This window comes from Gluconacetobacter sp. (assembly GCF_047721585.1).
Taxonomy (GTDB): domain Bacteria; phylum Pseudomonadota; class Alphaproteobacteria; order Acetobacterales; family Acetobacteraceae; genus Gluconacetobacter; species Gluconacetobacter dulcium.
Window position 1 is genome coordinate 1 of the sequence record NZ_JBDNXE010000242.1, and the last position, 2,385, is coordinate 2,385.

At 66.7% G+C, this 2,385-nt stretch carries 2 protein-coding genes; both read right to left on the reverse strand.

Annotated elements, in window-relative coordinates; translation table 11 throughout:
- Positions 1-1,451, reverse strand: a 1,451-nt coding sequence (locus ABF821_RS20790; RefSeq protein ID WP_415531444.1) for an efflux transporter outer membrane subunit, incomplete at its 3' end; no start/stop codon positions are given.
- Between the two features lie 22 nt (positions 1,452-1,473).
- Positions 1,474-2,385, reverse strand: a complete 912-nt coding sequence (locus ABF821_RS20795) for an HlyD family secretion protein (protein WP_182975731.1) — start codon at positions 2,383-2,385, stop codon at positions 1,474-1,476.

Sequence of the window (2,385 nt, forward strand, 5' to 3'; positions counted from 1 at the left end):
GCGGTCACGGCCGCGCCCTGCCAGCCCGCCCCCATGGCGGTGTAGAGATTGACCGCATCCTGCAACCGCTCCAGCCGCGCCACGGCCTCGGCGTTTTCGGCCGCCAGCGCGGTGCGCTCGGTCGTCAGCACCTCCAGGAAGCCGACCAGACCGGCGCTGTAGAGCTTGCGCGCCCGGTCGCTGGCCAGCCGGCTGTCTTCGGCCGCCTTGTGCAGCAGTTCGGTATGTTCCACGTCGTCATGCCAGGCCGCCATCGCGTCCTCGACCTCGCGGAACGCCGTCAGCACCGTCTGGCGGTAGGTCAGGCGGCTGGCTTCCGCCGCCGCCTGCATCCCGCGCACCTGCGCCGTCAGCTTGCCGCCATGCGCCAGCGGCAGCGAGGCGAGCATGAAGAACTGCCAACTCAGCGCCCCCGCCTGGAAAAGCTGGTACATCGCCGAGGCATTGGGGTTGAAGTTCAGCGGAATGCTGAAATTCGGATACATCTGCGCCACCGCGACCCCGATCCGCGCCGTGGCCTCGGCATAGGCGCGTTCGGCCCGGCGGATGTCCGGCCGGTTGGCCAGCACGATCGAGGGCATGGTCGCGGGGAACGCGGGCACCGTGGGCAACGGACGGGCGATCTTCAGTTCCGCTTCCGTCGTGCCGGGCATCTGGCCCATTAGCACATCGAGCGCGTGCGTGATCTGGGCGATATGCGTGCGCAGCGGCTCGCGCGCCGCAAGCTGGCTGTCCAGTTCCGCCTTCGCCTGCGCGATCTGCAACGTGTTGCCCACGCCTTCCAGATACAGCCGCTGCGTCAGGTCATAGGCTTCCTGCGCCACGCGGATATTGCGGTTCGAGATTTCCAGCCGCAACTGGGTGTCGCGCAGCACCATATAGTCGCTGACCAGTGCCGAGAGCATCGTCATCAGCACCGCGCGCCGGTCCTCCACGGTCTCCTCGACCGCGCGTTCCTGCGCTTCCACGCTGCGGCGGATGCGGCCGAACACGTCGATCTGCCAGCTCGCGCTCACCCCATAGGACAGATACGACGCACCGGGCCGGTTGGCCGGGTTGCCCGGACGCAGCGGCCAGTTGTCGATATTGAGCGAGTAGCGCGAATCACCATTGGTGGTGTTGGCGTCGATCTGCGGATACCAGGCAGAGGCCTGGCTGTCGCGCAGCGCCCGTTCGGCGAGAATGCGCTGGCCGGCGATCTGCAGATCGTAATTGCCGCCGATGGCGCGGTCCACCAGCCGGTCGAGTTCCGCATCGTTGAAGCGGTGCCACCAATCCTTCAGTTCGGCATTGGTGCGTGCGATCTCGGCATCGGTCGCCGGATGCTCGTCTTCGGTAAAGTGCTCGGGCACTTTCATCCGGTCCGGCTGGTAGCGCGGGCCGACCGTGCACCCCGCCATCACCAGCGCCGAGGTCAGGACCAGGCCGGCCCGTCGGGTCTTCGTCATCATGGTCATGCTCGCGCCGGGGGCCTTACAGATGGTCTTGCAGCCAGGTGGTCAGATGCCCCTTCTGGCTGCGCGATTGCGGGCCGACACTCACCGTGCAGGTCATGCCCGCCGCCAGCGTCACGCTGTCGGGCACATGGTCCAGATGGATGCGCACCGGAATACGCTGCGCCAGCCGCACCCAGGTGAAGATCGGGTTGACATCCTGAAGCCCCAGCCGGTCCGGATTGCCGTTCTGGTCGTTGATGCCGCGCGCGATCGAGACGACATGGCCGGGGATGATCTGCTTGTAGCCCATCAGCTTGACGCGGGCCACGTCGCCGACATGCACGCCCCACATCTTGGTTTCTTCGAAATACCCGTTCACCCAGTAGGAATCGGCGTCGATCACCGCCAGGCGTGGCTGGCCCGCCGTCAGGTAATCACCCACCCGCAGGTTCAGGTTGGTCACGTAGCCGTTGACCGGCGAATACAGCACCGAGCGTTGCAGGTTCAGCTTCGCGAGGTCCAGCGACGCCCGCGCCGCATCCACCGCCGCCACCTGCGTCGCCACGTTCGAGTTGAACACTTCCTGTTCTTCGGCCGACACGATGCCGCCCAGCCCCATGCGGCGCTTCGCGTCGTTGCGCTTCAGCTTCAGGTCTTCCTCGGCCCCGTCCAGCCGCGCCTGTGCCTCGCGGATCGCCAGGCGGAAGCGCACCGGGTCCAGCACGAACAGCGGCTCGCCCTTGTGCACGAACTGGTTGTCGGCCACCGGAACCTGCACCACCGTGCCGGGAACTTCAGGCGCCACATCCACCACATACACGCGCACGCGCCCGTCGCGCGTCCAGGGGGCGATCATATAGGTGTCCCACAGGGTCACCCCCAGAACGATCGCCAGCACAACGACGCTCAGGGTCAGAACCACGCGGATCAGGGTGCGTAGAAGGGGCAT

Excerpts from the sequence above, each read along its gene's own strand:
- ABF821_RS20795 (WP_182975731.1), bottom strand. The coding sequence starts at position 2,385 with ATGCCCCTTCTACGCACCCTGATCCGCGTGGTTCTGACCCTGAGCGTC.